The 19847-nt window shown below is 62.8% G+C and carries 16 protein-coding genes and 1 riboswitch; of the genes, 4 read left to right on the forward strand and 12 right to left on the reverse strand.

Annotated elements, in window-relative coordinates; all coding sequences use genetic code 11:
- Position 1 precedes the first annotated feature (1 nt).
- The 4 genes from thiS to ACX82Z_RS12280 all read right to left on the reverse strand — a co-directional run bounded on the left by thiS (position 2) and on the right by ACX82Z_RS12280 (position 4152).
- Positions 2–202 (reverse strand): sulfur carrier protein ThiS, encoded by a 201-nt coding sequence (gene thiS, locus ACX82Z_RS12265; RefSeq protein ID WP_459589128.1) that lies wholly within the window; start codon positions 200–202, stop codon positions 2–4.
- Entirely contained in the window at positions 199–1161 is a 963-nt protein-coding gene (gene thiO, locus ACX82Z_RS12270; RefSeq protein WP_459589130.1) for a glycine oxidase ThiO, read from the reverse strand. The genes thiS and thiO overlap by 4 nt, the downstream gene beginning before the upstream one ends.
- Positions 1161–2975, reverse strand: coding sequence for a phosphomethylpyrimidine synthase ThiC (gene thiC / locus ACX82Z_RS12275; protein ID WP_459589132.1), 1815 nt, complete (start codon positions 2973–2975; stop codon positions 1161–1163). Before thiC ends, thiO begins: the two co-directional genes overlap by 1 nt.
- 88 nt (positions 2976–3063) lie before the next feature.
- Positions 3064–3182: riboswitch (TPP riboswitch) on the reverse strand.
- Between the two features lie 85 nt (positions 3183–3267).
- Positions 3268–4152, reverse strand: a complete 885-nt coding sequence (locus tag ACX82Z_RS12280) for an NmrA family NAD(P)-binding protein (protein ID WP_459589134.1) — start codon at positions 4150–4152, stop codon at positions 3268–3270.
- Between the two features lie 86 nt (positions 4153–4238).
- Here ACX82Z_RS12280 and ACX82Z_RS12285 point away from each other — a divergent pair, with 86 nt between their 5' ends.
- On the forward strand, positions 4239–5192 hold the full coding sequence (locus ACX82Z_RS12285; protein ID WP_459911724.1) for a LysR family transcriptional regulator: 954 nt from the start codon (positions 4239–4241) through the stop codon (positions 5190–5192).
- Here ACX82Z_RS12285 and ACX82Z_RS12290 read toward each other — a convergent pair.
- Positions 5170–5961 (reverse strand): helix-turn-helix domain-containing protein, encoded by a 792-nt coding sequence (locus tag ACX82Z_RS12290; RefSeq protein WP_459589136.1) that lies wholly within the window; start codon positions 5959–5961, stop codon positions 5170–5172. The genes ACX82Z_RS12285 and ACX82Z_RS12290 overlap by 23 nt on opposite strands.
- A gap of 104 nt (positions 5962–6065) precedes the next feature.
- Here ACX82Z_RS12290 and ACX82Z_RS12295 point away from each other — a divergent pair, with 104 nt between their 5' ends.
- Positions 6066–7643, forward strand: a complete 1578-nt coding sequence (locus ACX82Z_RS12295; protein WP_459589138.1) for an ABC transporter substrate-binding protein — start codon at positions 6066–6068, stop codon at positions 7641–7643.
- Between the two features lie 82 nt (positions 7644–7725).
- A complete protein-coding gene (locus tag ACX82Z_RS12300) occupies positions 7726–9726 on the forward strand; it encodes a CocE/NonD family hydrolase (RefSeq protein WP_459589140.1) in 2001 nt (666 codons plus the stop codon).
- A 52-nt stretch (positions 9727–9778) separates the two neighbouring features.
- Here ACX82Z_RS12300 and ACX82Z_RS12305 read toward each other — a convergent pair whose 3' ends face one another.
- The 7 genes from ACX82Z_RS12305 to ACX82Z_RS12335 form a co-directional block, all read right to left on the reverse strand.
- Complete coding sequence (locus ACX82Z_RS12305) at positions 9779–10909, reverse strand: M20/M25/M40 family metallo-hydrolase (RefSeq protein WP_459589142.1); 1131 nt, start codon at positions 10907–10909, stop codon at positions 9779–9781.
- 14 nt (positions 10910–10923) lie between these two features.
- Positions 10924–12081, reverse strand: coding sequence for a M20 aminoacylase family protein (locus ACX82Z_RS12310; protein WP_459589144.1), 1158 nt, complete (start codon positions 12079–12081; stop codon positions 10924–10926).
- Positions 12082–12106: 25 nt separating this feature from the next.
- Positions 12107–13768, reverse strand: a complete 1662-nt coding sequence (locus ACX82Z_RS12315; RefSeq protein ID WP_459589146.1) for an ABC transporter ATP-binding protein — start codon at positions 13766–13768, stop codon at positions 12107–12109.
- Positions 13769–13771: 3 nt separating this feature from the next.
- Positions 13772–14656 (reverse strand): ABC transporter permease, encoded by an 885-nt coding sequence (locus ACX82Z_RS12320; RefSeq protein ID WP_459589148.1) that lies wholly within the window; start codon positions 14654–14656, stop codon positions 13772–13774.
- Positions 14656–15597, reverse strand: coding sequence for an ABC transporter permease (locus ACX82Z_RS12325; protein WP_459589150.1), 942 nt, complete (start codon positions 15595–15597; stop codon positions 14656–14658). Before ACX82Z_RS12325 ends, ACX82Z_RS12320 begins: the two co-directional genes overlap by 1 nt.
- 74 nt (positions 15598–15671) lie before the next feature.
- Positions 15672–17297 carry an ABC transporter substrate-binding protein gene (locus tag ACX82Z_RS12330; protein ID WP_459589152.1) on the reverse strand — a complete coding sequence of 542 codons (1626 nt, stop codon included), beginning with the start codon at positions 17295–17297 and terminating at the stop codon, positions 15672–15674.
- A gap of 79 nt (positions 17298–17376) precedes the next feature.
- A complete protein-coding gene (locus ACX82Z_RS12335) occupies positions 17377–18903 on the reverse strand; it encodes a M81 family metallopeptidase (protein ID WP_459589153.1) in 1527 nt (508 codons plus the stop codon).
- A 134-nt stretch (positions 18904–19037) separates the two neighbouring features.
- On the opposite strand from ACX82Z_RS12335, the gene ACX82Z_RS12340 reads away from it, so the two are divergent.
- Complete coding sequence (locus tag ACX82Z_RS12340) at positions 19038–19844, forward strand: IclR family transcriptional regulator (RefSeq protein ID WP_459589154.1); 807 nt, start codon at positions 19038–19040, stop codon at positions 19842–19844.
- Positions 19845–19847: the final 3 nt, after the last annotated feature.

A 19847-nucleotide genomic window follows, 5' to 3' on the forward strand; every position in this document is an offset into this window, starting at 1 on the left:
TTCAGCCTCCCTGCATCGGCGAAAGGATTTCTACCCGGTCGCCATTATTGAGCGTACAGCCACTGCGATCCGGCTTGCGCACGATCTCGCCATTGACCGCCGTCGCGATCCAGTTTCCTTCGTAATCGAGCAGTGACAGGAGCGCGTCGAGCGTCGCGGCTTCGACCGCCCGTTCCTCCCCGTTGACGATGATCTTTCTCATGCGGGCACCCTTTCCAGAAGCGACACGGCCTCACGCGCCATCGCTGGCGCGAGCAGAAAGCCGTGACGGTAAAAACCGTTGACGTGGACCGCATCGCCGATGCGCACGACGCGCGGCACATTGTCGTCGAAGGCGGGGCGTACGCCCGCGCTGGTCTCCACCACCCGCGCTTCACCGAATGCGGGATGAAGCGCGTAGGCGGCGTTCAAAAGTTCCATCAGCGAGCGTGCCGAGACTGGCCCACCCTCATTCGCCTCGACCATCGTCGCACCGACCATGAAACGCCCGCCCGCCCGCGGCACGACATAGAGCGGATGACGCGGATGCAGGAGCCGAACGGGGCGCGACAGCGCTATCTCGTCCGTTTCCAGATAAAGCATTTCGCCGCGCACGCCGCGCAGCCCCGGGAGTGCACCGATCGCTGCCGCACCCGTGCAGTCGAACACAGCGTTGAAATTCTCCGCTGATGAAGACGCGCCGAAACGGAACCGCACGCCATCGCCCGCCAGCCGTTCATGAAGCGCACCGAGCGCAGCGCGCGGGTCGAGATGCGCCTCCTCGGAGAAGAACAGCGCCGTGCGGAACCGTCCCGCCAGCGCAGGTTCGAGTTCGGCGATAGCGTCTTCGCCGAGCCATTCGTGGCCTGTCGTGCGCTCGGCGAAGCGTTTCAATTCGCCCGTATCGCGCGGCGGCGCGACGACAAGCGTGCCTTTACGGCGCACATGGCCGGGCAGCGCTGCCTCCCACCAGTCAGCGGCGGCGCGGCCAAGCCGCGTGACGATCTCGGGTGCGCTTTCCCCTTCGCAGAACGGCGCAAGCATGCCGCCGGCAAGCCCCGATGCGCCCGCGCCGACCACGCCTGCACGATCGAAGATTTCGACAGAATGGCCTTGCCGGCGAAGCTCAAACGCGACGGCGAGACCGGCCACGCCCGCGCCCCTGACGAGCACCCGCACCATCACTCTCCCGCCTGACGCGCTTCCACCGGCATGTAGAGGTCGCCGCCCTCGCGGTATTTCTGCGCCATGTCCGCCATCCCGGCTTCCGCGCGCGCGGCGTCGCGGATGTCGTGGCTGATCTTCATGGAGCAGAATTTCGGCCCGCACATCGAACAGAAATGCGCGACTTTGTGCGCCTCCTTCGGCAATGTCTCGTCATGGAAGCTGCGCGCCGTATCGGGATCGAGCGAGAGGTTGAACTGGTCCTCCCAGCGAAACTCGAAGCGCGCGCGGGAAAGCGCGTCGTCGCGGATTTTCGCCGCCGGATGCCCTTTGGCGAGATCGGCAGCATGGGCGGCGATCTTATAGGTGATGACACCGGTCTTCACGTCGTCGCGGTCGGGCAGTCCCAGATGCTCTTTGGGCGTGACGTAGCAAAGCATCGCCGTGCCGAACCAGCCGATCATGGCCGCGCCGATGCCGGAGGTAATGTGATCGTAACCCGGCGCGATGTCGGTCGTCAGCGGCCCGAGCGTATAGAACGGGGCCTCGCCGCAGACCTCCAATTGCTTGTCCATGTTTTCCTTGATCTTGTGCATCGGCACATGGCCGGGGCCTTCGATCATCACCTGACAATCGTGCTTCCAGGCGATCTGCGTCAGTTCGCCCAGTGTCTCCAGTTCGGCGAATTGCGCGGCGTCGTTCGCATCGGCGATGGAGCCGGGACGCAACCCGTCGCCGAGCGAGAACGACACGTCGTAAGCCCGCGCTATTTCGCAGATTTCCTCGAAATGCTCGTAGAGAAAGCTCTCGCGATGATGGTGCAGGCACCACTTCGCCATGATCGAGCCGCCGCGCGACACGATCCCGGTGACGCGGTCGACCGTGAGCGGGATATGCGCCAGCCGCACGCCGGCATGGATCGTGAAATAGTCGACGCCTTGCTCGGCCTGCTCGATCAGCGTGTCGCGGAACACGTCCCAGTTCAGGTCTTCCGCCACGCCGCCGACCTTTTCGAGCGCCTGATAGATCGGCACCGTGCCGATCGGCACCGGTGCGTTGCGGATGATCCAGTCGCGGATATTGTGGATGTTGCGCCCCGTCGACAGGTCCATCACCGTATCCGCGCCCCAGCGGATCGCCCACACCATCTTCTCCACCTCTTCGGCCATGGAAGATGTGACGGCGGAATTGCCGATATTGGCGTTGATCTTGACGAGGAAATTGCGACCGATCGCCATCGGTTCGAGTTCGGGATGGTTGATGTTGGCCGGGATGATCGCGCGTCCCCGCGCCACCTCCTCGCGTACGAATTCCGGCGTCACGTAGTCGGGGATCGCTGCGCCGAAGCTTTCGCCGTCCCGCGTCATCTTCTCACGCATCGCCGCGCGGCCAAGATTTTCGCGAATGGCGACGAATTCCATTTCCGGTGTGACGATGCCCGCGCGTGCATAGGCGATCTGGCTGACAGCCTTTCCAGCTTTCGCACGCAGCGGGCGATGGCGAAGCGGAAATTCCGGCGTCAGGCGATCCTTCGACACGAACCCGTTGTCGGCCGGCTGGACATGGCGGCCCTCATAAGCCTCGACATCGCCGCGCGCGGTGATCCAGCCTTCGCGCAGGCGCGGCAATCCACGCTCGATCGCAATGTCACCCTCACCCGTATAGGGACCGGAGGAATCGTAAACCGTCACGGGTGGCTCGCCCGCGCTTGGATGCACCGAGATCTGACGCATGGGCACGCGAATATCGGGATGCAGAACGCCCGGTTTGAAAATCTTGGCGGAGGCCGGCAACGGGCCGGTCGTCACTTTCGGGGCGGAAATCGATGTCATGTCAGGCTCCTCGCTTGGCAGCAATGGAGACCCAGCTCTGACGGGATGGAGGAAGGACGCCTCGAAAAAGAAAAGTCGCGAACCGACCGGTAAGGCACCCGCACCGTCCCTACGCCAGTGTGAACTGGATCAGGTTCAACGGGTCACTGCGCTGCCTTCAGGCCAGCAGTATCTCAGCCCCTTGTCAGGACCCCCCTGGTGAAATCGCAGAATGGGCTTTCGACGCGGCCATTGTCAATGACCGCGTCGATGTCGTTTTCAACACCGTTTTGCTGGACGATCGGAAACCGCGCTATCGGTCCGCGCTCTCCCGCGCGTTTTCCACGATGCGCCTGACAGCCGTGACCAGCGGCGTCGTTCCGCGCCTGTCCTCGGTGCTGCCGCCTTCTCGCGCGACACGACCGCTCGCAAGCCCATCATACATGCCTGAAAGCGCCTCGGCGATCTCTGCCGGAACGCCGGCCTCGGCATAGACACCCGAACGCTCCGACGCGGGAACAAAGGTCGGCGCGACGTCGCGGCCGAGCACCGCGGCGAAAGCATCGGCGACGTTCCGGGCGCTCCATTCGTCCAGGCCGCCAAGCTCGATCACCCGTTTGCCCGTCCACGCCTCGCCCAGCAGCGCCGCCGCCGTACGGCCGACATCGATGGTGCTGACCATCGGCATTTTGAGATCGGGATCAAGAAAGGTCGGAAGAACGCTTTGGCCTAAAACGGCATCGACGACCTCGCCCCATGTCTCGACGTAATAGCCCGGCCGCAGGAAAGCGATGGCAGGGGCGACATCGGCAAGCAGGGTCTCGATCTGGTGCAAGGTGGAGATCACGCCCGTTCCCGATTCATGCTGCGCGCCGATCGAGGACAGGACGACTGCCTTCGGAAGACCGGTACGCTGCGCCCCTCGCGCCAGTGCCTTTCCGATCATATCGGCACGAAGATACGGATCGCCCGAAACGGGCGGCGGGTTGAGCAGGAATGCGCCGGTAGCGCCTTCGAGTGCAGCCGCGACGGCATCGGCATCTTCCATATCCGCAATCGCGACATCGGCGCCTCGCGCCCGCCAGGTTTCCGCCTGCTCCGCCCGGCGCAAGACGACGCGCACGGTTTTTCCGTCTGCCAGAAGTGCCCTTGCGACCTCGCCGCCGGCGCGGCCATTGGCTCCAAAGATAACGTCCATGATCCGATCTCCTGATGTTGTGTGATCATGGTCGAAAGGTAACTTGCACATTATCATGCTTGAAATGCATGTGTTATATAATCGTCATGCGTCAGGTGAATTTACGTGCGGTCGACCTCAATCTTCTGACAGTGCTCGAAGCGCTGCTGGACGAGCGGAACGTCACGCGCGCGGCTGTGCGCCTAGGCATGAGCCAGCCTGCTGTCAGCCGTGCCCTTGCGCGTTTGCGATCCCTGTTCGGCGATGCGCTGCTCGTCGACGGGACTGGCGGATATGTTTTGAGCGAGCGTGCCACGGAGATCGCGCCCCTCCTGCGGCAGACTCTCGCGGGCGTCGGTGACATGCTCGATGCGCCCGTCTTCGATCCCGCAACCGCAACGGGCCGCGTGCGCCTGTCGACGCCGGACCTTTACGCCGCCGTTATCGGTCCGCCGCTGCTCGGCCACCTTGGCCGTGAAGCGCCCGGGCTCGATCTCGACATCGTCGCGCCGGGACCGGACGTCATCCATGAACTCGAGGACGGCACGCTGGATGCGGTGATCGGCGTCATCGACGACGCGCCGGCCGGTATAAAGCGCCGGAGCCTGTTCGATGATGCCTATGTGACTGTGCTGCGCTCGGGACACCCGGCGGGCGAAGGTGCGTTGACGCTGCCGCGCTTTCTCGAACTCGATCACATCGCGATCAGCGTCACCGGTGTCGGATCGACTCCGATCGACGAGGTGCTGGCGGCGATGGGGCGAACGAGACGGGTCAAGGCGAGGGTTCCGAATTTTCTGGCAGCGGTCGAGATGGCGGCGCGCACCGATCTCGTGATGACCTTACCGAAAAGTCTCGCCCGCATGGCGGCGGGCATGGACCGTTTCGTCATGCGCGCGCCGCCGGCCGATCCCGGCCGTTTTACGCTGAGCATGCTGTGGCATGCCCGCCAGCATGGCTCGCCGCGCCATGTGTGGCTGCGAAATGCGATCGCTGCCGCCGCCGCTCAGGTGGATCGAGCGGGAGCGCGCTCGTCGGTCAATTTGCGTGCAGGACAGTGAGCGGATGCGGGCCTGACAGATAGCTCGTTACCGGTGACGGCAGCTCTGCCGAATTCGAGCGATAGATTCCGCATGTTTCGAGAAGCTTGCGCACATTTGTATGCGTGCCCTGAAAGCGCCAAATCATGCGCGATGCATAAGGCTGATTGTCGTTTCGCCACGAGACGCCCATCGTCAGGCCGCGAAGGTACAGCCGCTGATGCATCTCGAAGGGGAGCATGATGGTCTGGCCGAATGTCGGCGCCTCGCCTCTGGTTCGCTCGGTCACGAAAATGCGCCCGCGCCTGTAGGCGACGAGACCGTGATATCGCGATCGCTGCCGGATGCCGCTTTGTGCATCCTCGATCCGTTCAAGCGAGGTTATCACGACCTTGTCGTCCTGTTCGACCAGATGCGTGCAGGAGCACACGATCCGGTCCGGCCAGGAAAGCGAAACATGCCAAGTCTGGTAAAAGCCGAGATAGCGGCGAAGCTGATCGATATCGCCGGGAAAGCCATCTTCGAGTAGGGATTTCCGAACGGTGGGCGAACGCCGTTCGCTCATCGCCGCCCTGAAGCTTTCCGGGTCCAGATCGAAGCTGGCCGTGTCGAGGCCGAACGCCGCCGCGATCCTCAGTAAGTTGTTCGGCGACGGTCTCGACTGGCCGGATATGTAGCGATTGAACTGCTGACGATTGAAGCCGTGCTGCCGACAGACATGCGAAACTGACGGCATCGTCGCGCAGGCATAACGCAGGTTTTCCGCAAATGGTTCGGGATGGGCTGACATGGCGAGTAGCGTAAACCAGCGCAAACCAGCGTCAAGGCGCGAAATTGCCTTGGCCCGGCCTTTCGCCAGAATGATCGCGGCACTTTCAATCCGAGGATACAGACATGACGTTCGACCTGTCCAAGCGGCGCGCTCCCTTCAACCTTACCCGCCGCGGCTTTCTTCACGGCAGCGCTCTGGTCGGTATCGCGGCAACGTCCGGCCTGCTTGTCAGTGGAAAAGCACGCGCACAGGAGCCGAAGCGTGGTGGCACCCTACGGATGGGACTCGGCGGCGGGTCGACTGCCGACACGCTCGATCCGGCACTTGCAGCAGCCACTTTCGCATTCATTCTGTGCCATTGCTGGGGCGACACCCTGGTTGAATCGCACCCTGAAACGGGCGAAGCCCTGCCCTCGCTGGCTGAATCCTGGGACGTGTCCGAAGACGGCATAACCTGGACGTTCCAGATACGCCAAGGCGTCGAATTTCATGACGGCAAACCACTGACTGTCGAAGACGTCGTCGAGACGTTGCGCAGACACGCGGACGAAGCTTCGGAGTCCGGTGCGATCGGACTGCTCGGTGACATCGAACGGATCGAGGCGAATGGCGGTGAACTCGTCATCACGCTGACCGAGCCGAATGCCGACCTGCCGCTGGTCTTGACCGACTATCACCTGCAGATCCAGCCGAATGGCGGGCGCGACGATCCCGCCGCCGCCGTCGGCACCGGGCCGTTCAAACTGACGAACTTCACGCCGGGCGTTCGCGCCACTTTCGAGAAGAACGAGAACGACTGGCGTGACGATCGCGGCTTCGTCGATGCCGTCGAAATCACCGTCATGAACGACGCGACTGCGCGCAACAGCGCCATCAGCGCCGGTCAGGTCGATCTGATCAACACGGTTGCACCCAATACGGCCGCCTTCCTTGGACGCTCGCCGAACGTTGAAATCCTGCAAACATCCGGCAAGGGCTTTTATTCCTTCCTGATGCACTGCGACACCGCGCCGTTCGACAACAACGATCTGCGTCTCGCCCTGAAATACGCCATCGATCGCGAGGCGATCCTCAATCAGGTCGTCGGCGGCTTCGGCGTGATCGGCAATGATTATCCCGTCAACGAAAACTACGCGCTCGCCCCGACCGACATAGAACAACGCGTCTACGATCCCGAAAAGGCCGCGTTCCATTTCAAGCAATCCGGCCATGATGGACCGATCCTGCTGCGGACGGCCGAGGCGGCTTTCCCCGGCGCGGTCGATGCCGCACAGCTTTTCGAGCAAAGCGCGGCCGAGGCGGGCATCCCGATCCAGGTGCAGCGCGAGCCGGACGACGGTTACTGGTCGCAAGTCTGGAACGTCCAGCCATTCTGCGCCACTTACTGGGGCGGGCGTCCGACCCAGGATTCGCGCTACATGACCTCCTACGTCTCCAACGCGGAATGGAACGACACGCGCTTCAAGCGGCCGGAATTCGACGCGATGGTGAAACAGGCGCGCGCCGAGCTCGATGAAGATCGCCGTCGCGCGCTTTACCGCGACATGGCGCTTCTGATCCACAATGAGGGCGGCGCGATCATTCCCGTCTTCAATGATTATGTGAATGCGGCGAGCACACGTTTGCGCAACTACGTCCACGATATCGGCAACGATCTTTGCAACGGCCGCGTCGCCAGCGTGGTCTGGCTCGACGACTGACGAAGCGTTCCATTTCGACCGTGTACCCGCGCGAACCACTCGCGCGGCGCGTTCTGCCGCATAAAGATTTAAGGCCAGCAATATGACCAAGCGTAGTTTCACCGTCACCGAAAACGAGTGGATTCACCTGAAGGACGGAACGCGGCTAGCCGCGCGTATCTGGATGCCGGACGACGCGGCAAGCGATCCCGTGCCCGCTGTCCTTGAATTCCTGCCCTACCGCAAGCGGATCGGCACGGCGCCGCGCGACGAATCCACCTATCCGGGTTTCGCCGAAGCCGGCATCGCCGGCGTGCGCGTCGACATTCGCGGTTCGGGTGAATCCGACGGTGTTATCGACGGCGAGTATACGCCCCTCGAACTTGCCAACGCCGTCGAGATCATCGAATGGATCGCCGCACAGCCATGGTCGAACGGCAATGTCGGGATGATGGGAATTTCCTGGGGCGGGTTCAACTGCCTTCAGGTTGCCGCGCTGAAACCGCCGGCACTCAAGGCCGTCATATCGATCGCATCGACCGTCGATCGATACAATGACGACATTCACTACAAGAATGGCACGCAACTGTCGGCACAGCTTTCATGGGCCGGCACCATGCTCGCGTATCAGTCACGCTCGCCAGACCCCGAAATCGTCGGCGACCGCTGGAAGGAGATGTGGCTCGAACGCCTCGAAAACGAGCCGTTCTTCATGGACGAATGGCTTTCGCACCAGCGCCGCGATGATTTCTGGCGACACGGCTCCATCTGCGAAGATTTCGAGGCCTTTCCCGTACCAGCGCTGGTGATCGCCGGCTGGGCGGACGGCTATCGCAATACGCCGCTGAAGGCCGTCGAAGGCATGCCGGACAGGGCACGGGCGCTGATTGGCCCCTGGGTCCACAAATATCCGCATTTCGCTTATCCGAAGCCGCGCGCGGATTTCCACGGCGAGGCGATCGCGTGGTGGCGACGCTGGCTGAACGATGACGCGTCACTCAAGGCCGAGGACGACACGCCGCAGGTCCGTGCGTTCGTTCTTGACGGCCCTTGCCCCGGAGGCTGGCGGGAAAGCGATCCGGGCTACTGGATCGCGAAGGACAAATGGGAGGAGCCGGAGTTCCTTGAACTGGCGCTCGATGAAGGGGCCCGACTTTCGGAACGACCGCAGCACTCGGCCTCGGGACGCGTGCTTTTGCGTTCGCCGCTCGACACGGGAACGGCAGCCGGCGAGTGGTTCACCACCAGCCCCGACGCACAACTGGCCGGAGACCAGCGGAGCGACGATGCAGGTTCGCTGACCTTCGAAAGCCAGCTACTTGCGGGCGAAGAGATTATCCTCGGGCGACCTGTCTTGAGCGTCAGACTGGCAAGCGACAGCCCGCTTGCCAACATCGCCGTCCGCCTGATCGACGTTCATCCGGACGGGACCGCCACGCGCGTATCATACGGCGTTCTCAATCTTGCGCACCGCAACGGCAACGCGGACCCCGAGCCGCTCACCCCGGGAGAGGATTACGATCTTTCCATCGCCCTCGACGCCTGCGCATACAGGTTTGCTCCGGGGCACCGCATCCGGCTCTCCATCTCGACGGCGTACTGGCCGACGATCCTGCCTGCTCCTTACGATGCGACGCTCGACATCGACCTGTCTGCGGTGAAACTGTCCCTGCCACTGATCGGCGCGCATGAGCGGATCGATGTCGCAACGCCTGCCAATCCCGATCCGTTGCCGAAATACGAAACGGTCGAACCGGCGGAAAGCCGGCGCTGGGTCGAGCGCGATCTTCAGAACGGCGTGACCCGCTATCACATCATCGACGATGGCGGCCTCAACCGGCACCCCGCAAATGGCCTTGCCTCGCGCGACCGGCGCGAGGAAACATGGTTGATCGCGGCCGGCGACGCCCTGTCGATGACCGGTGAGGCACGCTGGACCTGCCAGCTTTCGCGTGAAGGTTGGGAAACGACGACCCATTGCATATCGACGCTTTCCTGCACCCGGGACGACTGGCTGATCACCGACAGCGTCGAGGCCTATCACAATGGCGAGAAGGTGTTTTCGAACCGACGGTCGAAACGCATTCCACGCGATCATATGTGACGAAGCCGGACAAGCAAAACGCGCGCAGGCGCGTTGTGCTTGTGGCAATCCGTCAGGAAAGGCGGTGCAGCAGCCCCGCCATCAGCCGGGCGCGTTCCGCAAGACTGTCGATCTCGATGTGTTCGTTCAGCGTGTGCAGGCCTGCGCCGCGCACGCCGATGGAATCGAGCGTCGGGATGCCGAGCGCGCCGGTGAAATTGCCGTCCGAGCCGCCGCCCGCGCTGCCATGCGTCAGATCGAAGCCGATATCGGCGGCGACCTGCTTGCCGACTTCGTAAAGCGCCATGGTCCCGGCATCAGGCTCCCAGACCGGGCGCGTCACGCCGCGCGTCACTTCGAAAATCACGTCGTTTTCTTCCGCCGACATGGCGAGCATCGCCTCGACGCCCTTGTCGAGATCGTCCTGACGCTTGGCCATCGAGAGCGCCTCTGCGTGGCATTCGGACGAGACGCAGTTGACCCACTGCCCGGCATGGATCACACCAACCGAAAAGGTGCAGTCGTCCGTCGTCATCTTTTCGACTTCGAGCAGTTTGCGCGCCATCATGGCGATGGCCGACCGACCTTCCTTCAGCGCCCAGCCTGCATGGCTCGGGCGTCCTGCCGTCTTCAGATTGAACCGTGCGATGGCGTAACGGCCGGTCACCGCGCCGCCGTCCGGTCGCGCAGGTTCGGGCACCAGAACATATTTGTTCTTCCGCGCCTCCATCTCGATCAATTCGCGCGTCGAGGGCGTGCCGACTTCTTCGTCGGGCGTGAACAGAACGGTCATTGGCAGTGGCGTGTCGATCCCGGCCAGCGCCAATTGACGGATCGCTTCGACCGCCGCGAAGTTGCCGCCCTTCATGTCCTGAATGCCCGGGCCATAGGCCTTGTTGCCTTCACGGCGGAACGGCAGCTTCGCCAGCGTGCCAAGCGGATGCACCGTGTCGAGATGGCCGGAAATCAAGATGCCCGGCCTGCCGAAATCCTTGTGCGGAAAGCGCGCGCGCACCGATCCGCCGAAACCCATTCGACCGGGAATACGCTCGATCTCGGCACCGGCGGCGGCTAGATCGTAGGTTGCCAGATCCATCATGCGATCGACCGCGGCGGCATCGAAGGTGGGGCTTTCGCATTCGATCCAGGGTTTCAGACCGGCAAGCATCGCGTCGGCGTCGAAAGGCAGTTCGTTGAGGTTCATCATCTTCCCCGAAATCAAAGTGGCAGGCGCTTTTCGACGATACGGGCCATAAGGCTGGCGCCGACCGGCAAGATGCCGTCATCGAGGACGAAGGCCGGATTGTGCACCGGCACGTCACCGGCATGGCCGACCGTGCAATAGGCGCCCGGCACGACTTTCAGCATGTCGGCGAAGTCTTCCGACCCCATGACGAGATCGTTCTTGGTGGAGACGTTGATATCGCCCACGATGTCGCGCGCTGCATCCAGATAGGCTTCCGTCAGATCCTCATCGTTCATCAGGACGGTGAAGGTGTCGCGCAGATCCGCCTCGACCTCGACGCCGAAGAGCTTCGCGCACCCTTCGCAGGCCTCGCGCACGCGCCGCAGGATCAGATCCTTCACCTCGTCGTCGAAATAGCGGATCGTGCCGCCTATCGTCGCGCGATCCGGAACGACGTTATAGGCCGACCCCGAATGGATTTGCGTGACCGACAGAACCGCCGGCTTGATGGCCGGAACGTTGCGGGACACGATGGACTGCAGCGACTGGACGAGCGAGGTGACGGCCACGATCGGATCGCGCGAATGATGCGGCATCGCCCCGTGGCTGCCGACACCCTTGACGACGATGTCGAAAAACGTCGAACCGGCCATCGCCGGTCCCGGCTTCACGCCGATCTCGTTGGGGCCGGCAAGCGGGTTGTTGTGCAGGCCGTAGATTTCATCGCAGGGAAAACGCTCGAACAGCCCTTCGGCAAGCATCGCGCGCGCGCCGCCCAGCCCCTCTTCGGCCGGCTGGAAGATGAAGACGGCCTTACCTGCGAAATCGCGCGTTTCGGCCAGATAGCGCGCCGCGCCCAGAAGCATCGTCGTGTGCCCGTCATGGCCGCAGCCATGAAACTTGCCCGCACTCTTCGAACGCCACGGAAGGTTGGTTTCCTCGTCCATCGGCAGCGCGTCCATATCGGCGCGAAGGCCGATGGTGCGCCCTTCGCGCTTGCCGTCGAGAACGCCGACGACGCCGGTCTTGCCGATGCCGGTATGGACATCGATGCCCCACGATTTGAGCTTTTCGGCAACGATCGCGGAGGTGCGCGTCTCCTCGAAACCGATCTCCGGATTCTCGTGAAGATCGCGCCGGATCGCTGTCAGTTCCTCGGCATATTCTTCGATCCGCGGCATGGTGGGCATTCTGCTTCTCCTGATTTAAGCGGCGTCAGGCCGTCTCCAGTTCCTTGAAATTCGCGAAATCCCAGCGACGGCCGGGCGCGGCCTCGATCAGCGCGCGGGTATAGTCGTGCTGGGGGCGCGACAAGACGTTCGCGGCGGTGTCATGCTCGACGATCCGTCCATGCTGCATGACCACGACGTCGTCGCAAATCTGCGCCGCCACGCGCAGATCATGCGTGATGAAGAGGATCGCGATGCCGAGCTTTTCCTGAAGATCATCGAGAAGCTTCAGGACCTGCGCCTGCACCGAAACGTCGAGCGCCGAAACCGCTTCGTCGGCGACGAGAATGTCCGGACGCATGGCGATGGCGCGGGCAATCGCAATGCGCTGGCGCTGGCCGCCGGAAAACTGGTGCGGGTAGCGGTTGAGGGCGTCCGCCGGCAGCCCGACCAGTTCCATCAGTTCGCGCGCATGGTCGAGCGCCGCCTTGCGGGTTTGCCCGAAATTGAGAGGGCCTTCGATCAGGCTTTCGCCGACCGTCCAGCGCGGATTGAGCGAGCGGAACGGGTCCTGGAAGACGATCTGGATGTGCTTGCGATGCGGTTGGAGCGCAGCGCGGCCAAGCTTTGCGATATCCGCTTCGCCGACGACGATGCGCCCATCGGTCGGATCGATCAGCCGCATGATGCAACGCGCGACCGTGGATTTTCCGGAACCGCTTTCGCCCACGATGCCCAGCGTGCGGCCGGGCTGGATTGCAAAGCGCACATCCTGTGCCGCCTTCGTCTTGCGGCCCTTGCCGAAAAATCCGCGTGTGTCGTAGATTTTCGTCAGACCGTCGACATCGAGCACCGGCTTCGATTGCGCAAGCGCACCGGCGTGACGCGGAATGAGGCTCGGCACGGCGGACAGAAGATTGCGCGTGTAATCCTTTTGCGGGTCGCGCAACAGTTTTTCGATCGGCGCGCTCTCCACGATCTCGCCGTGGCGCATGACATAGACGGTATCGGCGATCTCGGCGACGACACCCATGTCATGCGTGATGAACAGCACCGCCGTACCGTTCTTTTCCTGCAGTTCGGCAATGAGCTTCAGCACCTGGTTTTGCGTCGTCACGTCGAGCGCCGTCGTCGGCTCGTCGGCGATCAGAAGTTTCGGTTCGAGGATCAGCGCCATGGCGATCATGATGCGCTGGCGTTGCCCGCCCGAAAGCTGATGCGGATAGGAGCCGTAGATACGCTCGACGTCGGGCAGGTGAACCTGGTTCATGATGTCAATGACGCGTTTCTTCTTTTCGCGCGCCGGCAATCTGGCATGGCTGTCCAGAACTTCCTCGATCTGATCGCCGACTTTCATGACCGGATTGAGCGCCGTCATCGGCTCCTGAAAGATCATGGAGATGCGGCTGGCGCGCAGCTTGCGCATCGACGAAGCGTCGAGGTCGAGAAGATTCTTGCCGTCGAGTTCGATGCGCCCGCCCACCACTTCCAGCGCGCCCTTCGGCAAAAGTCCCATGACGGCAAGCGAGGTGACGGACTTTCCCGACCCGCTTTCGCCAACGAGGCAAACGGTTTCGCCCTCGCGGATCGTCACGTCGATCTCGTCGAGGATCGCGACGGCGGCACGGTCGCTCGACGTGCGGACCGACAGCTTTTCTATTTTCAAGGCGACGGGCATTTCGTCGAAGGAACGCTTGCGAAACTGCATGGGTCAGGCCTCCCGCTTCTTGAGGCGCGGATCGAGGAGATCGCGCGCGGTATCGCCCAGAAGATTGATGGACAGGATGCACAAAGACAGCAGCAGGCCCGGCCAGAAGATCAGTTCCGGCTTGATCTGGAAGAACACGCGCCCCTCGGCCATGATGTTGCCCCAAGTGGGAATTTCCGTCGAAACACCAGCGCCGAGGAAGGACAGGATCGCCTCGGTCAAAATGGCGGAGGCGCAGATATAGGTGCCCTGCACGATGAGCGGAGCGAGCGTGTTCGGCATCAGGTGCTTCCACAAGATCTTCGGCATGGACGAGCCGAGCGCGATGGCGGCTTCGACGTAAGGTTCCTCGCGGGCCGAAAGGACGACGGAGCGTACAAGCCTTACCACGCGCGGAACTTCAGGAATGGTGATGGCGAAGATGACCGAACCGACGCTCGGCCCCACCAGCGCGACGAGCGCGATGGCAAGCAGGATCGAGGGGATCGCCATCAGCGCATCCATGACGCGCATGATGAGCGCATCCGCAGCACGGAAGAAGCCCGAAACGAGGCCGATGACGAGACCGATCACGACCGAGACGATCGCGGCCGCCACACCGATCAGAAGCGACACCTGTCCGCCCACCATCACGCGCGAAAACAGGTCGCGCCCATAAGGGTCGGTGCCGAGCCAGTAAGTCTCGCTTGGTCCTTTCAGGCGCTGGAGCGCGTCCATCGCCATCGGATTGTTGGGAATGTAGAGATAGGCGGTCGCCGTCGCCGCGACGATCACGACCAGAACGATCGCGGCCAGGATCGGTCCGATGCCGAGACGCCAGCGGCGTGGAAGCTGGATCGCGCCGAGCACGACCTGCATGGCGGAGGTCGGTTGCGGTTGGGCGGCCATCAGTAGCGAATCCTCGGATCGAAGAAGGTGTAGGAGATGTCGATGAGCAGATTGACGAAGACGTAGATCGCGCTCGTCAGAAGGATCATCGCCTGGATGACCGGATAGTCGCGCGCAAGAATGGCATCGACGGTGAGGCGGCCGATGCCCGGAATGTTGAAGACGCTTTCCGTCACCACGACGCCCGAAATCAAAAGCGCAAAGCCGGTGCCGATGATGGTCATGATCGGTACGGCGGCGTTTCGGAGCGCATGGCGAAAGAGGACGATGTGCTCCTTCACGCCCTTGGCACGGGCCGTGCGCACATAATCCTCGCCGAGCACTTCAAGCAGGCTCGCCCGTGTCATGCGCGCGATCAGCGCGACATAGATCGTCGCCAGCGTCAGGCATGGCAAGATGGCGCGCATGAAGAACCCCTGCACGTCCTGACCGGGAGCGGTGTAGCCCTGAACCGGCAGCCAGCGCAGGTCGATGGCGAAAATCTTGATGAAGATATAGCCGATGACGAAGACGGGGATCGAAAAGCCGAGCACCGAGAACGTCATCACGGCGTAGTCGATCCACGTGCGGTGACGCCACGCCGCAAGCACGCCGAGCGGCACGGCGATGAGCACCGACAGGATGATCGTCAGCGTGCCGATCTGCAGCGTCGGCCAGATGCGCTGGCCGATCAGCCGCGTGACCGGCTGGTTGGAGATGATGGACGTTCCAAGATCGCCCTGAACGAGTTGCCCCATCCAGGTGATGAACTGGACATGCAGCGGCTCGGCCAGACCGAGCGATTCGCGAATACGCTGGATCTGCGCCGGCGTGGCGCTGTCGCCCGCGATGATCGCGGCGGGATCGCCCGGCGTCAGGCGAAGGAGGAGAAAAACGAAGATCGCGACGATCACCATCACGGGAATGACGGCGAGAATGCGCCGGATGATATAGCCCAGCATCGGCTTGATTATCCTTTGGAAATCAAATGCGAGGTCCCCGGCCGGTAAGCCGGAGACCAGCGTTCGCCCAAGCCCTATTCGGTCTTGTCGATCTGCCAGAAGACCGGAACCGGCGACTGGATCATGTCGACAAGGTTGGCGCGCCGCGCCTGCACGGTCAGGTATTGACCGAGCGGGACGTAGTTCACCACGTCGATGACATGCGCCTGAATGCGGTCGGCGACCTCGGCCTGCGCTTCCGGCGTGTCGGCGGCGATGAACTCCGCGCGCAGTTCTTCGAGCGGCTCGTCTTCCGGCCAGCCGAACCAGCCATCGTCACCGCGCCCGTTCACCATCGGGTTGATCAGGGGCGAGGCGATCTCCGGAACCATCCAGTTCGTGAAGAAGATGTTCCAGCCGCCTTCGGCAGGCGCCGATTGGCTTGCGCGGCGGGTGACCAGCGTCTGCCAGTCCATCGCCTGCATATCCACCGTGAAGCCGGCTTCGCGAAGCTGCTGCGCGACGACGACGGGCTGTGCCGTCAGCGTCGTCACGTCGGTCGGCTGCATCAGGACGACGGGCGTCCCGTCATAGCCGGCTTCTTCGAGAAGCGCTCGCGCACCTTCCGCATCGCCGCCGCTCGTCAGCGTCTCTGAACCCGTTTCGGAGGCCAGCGGCGTGCCGCAGCCGAAGACCGCGCCGCAAAGCTCGTAATATTCGGGATTGCCGATCAGCGTCGCAAGCACCGCTTCCTGGCCCATCGCCATCAATGCGGCCTGACGGATCTGCTCATTGTCGAAGGGCGGATATTTGAAATTCATCCGGCCCATCGTCTGGAAGCCAAGCGGATCGCGCACTTCCGTCACGACATCCGGGCTGGCCTCGAGGATCGGCAGAAGATCGATCTGCGACTGTTCCAGATAATCGATCTCGCCGGAGACGAGCGCGTTCATCGCGGTTTGCGCGTCGGGCATCGCGACCCAGCGCACGCGCTCGACATTGACAACCTTGCCGCCCGACATCCAGTTGGCCGGCTCCTCGCGCGGCACGTAGTCCTCGAACTTGGCGTAGGTAACAGACACGCCCGGCTCGAACTCTTCGTCGACGAAGACGAAGGGGCCGGAGCCGGTATAATCGGTGATCGCCTCGTCGGACGAAGTCTCGGCAACACGCGCGGGCATGATGAACGGCGGAACCGCCGACTGCTTGCCGACGATGTCCAGAAGCGGCGCAAAGGGCGAAGCAAGCGTCCAGGTGATCGTCTTGTCGTCGGTTGCCTCAAGGCTCTCGGTCACGTCGAAGATGAGCTGACCGCCCGAATCGCGCTCGCCCCACCGCTGGAGCGAGGCGACCGCGTCGGCCGCCGTGACCGGTTCGCCGTCATGGAACATCAGCCCATCGCGCAGCGTGAAGGTGTAGGTCAGGCCGTCGTCCGAAACATCGAAATCCGCCATTTGCGGATGCACCTGAAACTGATCGTCCATCGCGATCAGGACGTCATAGATCATGTAGCCGTGGTTGCGTGTGATGTGCGCCGTGGTGATGATGGGATCGAGCACGCGCAGGCCCGAATGCATCACGGCGGTAATCGTCTCGGTGTCCTGGGCAAGCGCTGCGCCCGACGGCAAAAGCGCCGTCGAGGCGGCAAGTGCGGCGGCAACGAACCCCGCCCTACCCTTCTTCAAAGTGGATTTCGTGAAGTCACGTGGAATGAACGTCATAAGTGAACCCTCTTTCGTTTGATTTCGCCTTCGCCTTGCCGCCGGTCTTGATGCCGGCTTCGAAAATTATCGTGTGCCGTCAGTTCGCGTGTGCGCGAGCCTCCTCTGGCTGGAAGGCCGGCCCCATGGGGGAAAGACGCGTTCCAGCGCGCAGGCGGGTAAACGGCAGATCTGCGGCGTCGAGCGCCATCGGTCCGGGCGCAGTGGCCACGAGAATCGTCTCGGCCACCGGCTCGAAATCGGCGCGAAAATGCACCGAACTCTTGTTGACCAGAATCTTCTGTGCTTCCGGCTCGATGCCGATGAAGCGGTACATCTCCCGGTCCGCCATCTGCGTCTTGTAGGAGGCGACGACGATCCTCACCCCGCCGATGGCAAGACACGCGGACGGACCGAGATCGAGCGCAGCGCCACCGAAAAACGGCCCCGGCGCGAGGAAACGCCCGTCCGATACGCGCTCTACGCGAAAGGTCGCAACGAGCGGCGCGTCGCCTTTGATGTTCGATTTGCCGCCGAGCGACAGCTCGACTTCCGCCCCCTCGCCCGCTTCGTGCGCACGCGCTGCCGATTGCGGATCGACGATCAGGCCGATCGCGGCGTCCTGCGCGCCAGCGGCGATCAGCGCTCGAAGCATGCCGGTCGTATCGGAATCGCCGCCGGCGCCCGGATTGTCCTGCGTGTCCGCGATGATGACGGGCCGGCTCGCACTCTTGCCGATCCGCATCGCCTCGGCGATCGCCTCGCCCGGCTCCCACGCCTTCCCGGCGAAACGTTGCTCGCGGTCGAGAAACGCCTTCTCCAAGGCGTTTGCCGCCTCATCGGCCGCGGCCTGAGTGTCGCCATAGGCCAGCACCGAAGGCAGACAATCTTCAAAGTCGGCAGCGGGAAATCCGGTCAGGATCGAGGCGCTGGAAACCTTGCCCGTTTCGGCAGCGCGTACCTCTTCATAAAGCGATTTCGCCGGCTCGATCATCGTGCATTGCCACGGAATCGGGATCAGGAACGGCAATTGCCGGAACGCCTTGGCGAACGGCTTGCCGCGCGTCATCAACCGGTCAAGCTGCTCTGCGGTACGCTCGCCCGTCTCGGCCATATCGACATGCGGATAGGTGCGGAAGGCGACCAGAACGTCCGATTGTTCGACCATTTGCGAGGTGACATTGCCATGCAGGTCGAGGCTCACGGCAATCGGCACGGAAGGGCCGGTAATGGCGCGCAGGCGTGCAATCAGTTCGCCCTCGCCATCGTCGACATGCTCGGCGACCATCGCCCCATGCAGATCAAGAAGCAGGCCGTCGATCTGCCCAGCCGCCTTCAGCCTCTCGGCAATTTCGCCCGCGATCCGCTCATAGGTCTCGCGCTCGACATGGGCGGATGGGCTCGCGCCGGTCCACAACAACGGCACCAGTTCCCAGCCTGCACGGCGCGCATAGTCGATGAAACCGGAAATGCACAAATTGACGCCTGCACACCGCTCGGGAATTTCGTCACCTCGGCTGATTTGCCGATAGCCGCCGCCTCGCTGGAAATCCTCGTAGCGAGCCAGGCTGGGCGCGAATGTATTCGTCTCGTGCACGAAACCGGCAACCGCGACGCGTCTTGTCATTCGCAACCCTTCTTCAAACCGTTGGCGTGAGAAAGTGTATCGGCAGGCGATATATTTTAATCGAACTGTTACCGTAAGAGTGCTATGACGCTTCGTCAACACACAATGCCAGGTGTCTTTTGCAACGAAACATCATGAACGGGGAGGAAGGTGAGCGCGTCCCGAACGAGCAGGAGATGGAAGATCCGCTTTTCGTCAACGCAATCGCCCGTTCCATGCAGGTTCTGTCGGCCTTTCATCGCAGCGACAAGCCGATGAGCCTCTCCGACATCGCTGACGCGAGCGGTATCGGGCGCAGCGCTGCTCAGCGAGTCGTCCACACATTGCGAACGCTCGGTTACATCGCACGCGACGTTTCGGGCCGGGGCTATGTGCCCGGCATTCGGCTTCTTGATCACGCGCTCGACTATCTGAGGCTCAATCCGCTGATCGAACGCGCCACGCCGATCCTGCTCGATCTTCGCCGCAATGCCCGCGAACGGATCGATCTCAGCCTTTTCGACGATTTGCGCCTCGTTTACGCCATGCGCCTTCAAAGCAAACGCGAAACGTTCTTCGCGACGCTTGTCGGGCACTCCGTACCGACCTTTTGCACGTCCGGCGGGCGGGCGATCATGGCGCATCTGACGAATGCCGAGGTCGACGACATCATCGCACGCTCGGATCGCCGCCCCTTTACGGACAAGACGATCACCTCCGCGAAAGAAGTGCGCGAGATGGTTCGCGAAGCCCGGCAGTTCGGCTACGCGCTCACGGTCGAGGAAGTCTTGGTCGGCGAGGTCGCGCTTGGCGTTGCCGTCCTTGGACCGGGCGGCCGCCCATTGGGTGCGATCCATGTCGCAGGCTCACTCAGCGAATGGACGCCGGACGCTTTTCGCACACGCTTCGCGCCGCTCGCCATCGAAGCCGCAAACGCGATCAACAGGTTTCGATCGCAATAGCGG

This window comes from Aliihoeflea sp. PC F10.4 (assembly GCF_054612275.1).